Below are 303 nucleotides of genomic sequence, written 5' to 3' on the forward strand. Positions count from 1 at the left end.
CACTGAATCGGCCCTGCTGAACATCGAAAAACTTCCCCGCGCACCGCTGGCCTTGATCGGACGCCACCGCCGCTTCGGGTTTCAGGCGCCGATCCTCGCGCCCTTTCGCCTCGCCCGGGGTCACAGCCCGCTCGATCTGCACCATACCGTCCGTGCGATCGCGGATTATTTCGGCCCGATCAAGCTGCCGGCCCTGCGCATGGCGCGCCGCCGGGCGGGTCTGGGTATCGTACCGCTCCGGGGATCGCCCGAGTTGCGGCGGGTCGCCACGACGGTGCGGGGTGTTTTCGACAGGGTCTGCGC

The 303-nt window shown here is 68.6% G+C and carries 1 protein-coding gene; it reads left to right on the plus strand.

Annotated elements, in window-relative coordinates; all coding sequences use genetic code 11:
• Positions 1-303: DUF1045 domain-containing protein (locus tag H2O73_RS23785; protein ID WP_182110767.1), on the plus strand; the 303-nt coding region annotated here is incomplete at both ends.

This window comes from Vibrio marinisediminis (assembly GCF_014050145.1).
Lineage (GTDB): Bacteria > Pseudomonadota > Gammaproteobacteria > Enterobacterales > Vibrionaceae > Vibrio > Vibrio marinisediminis.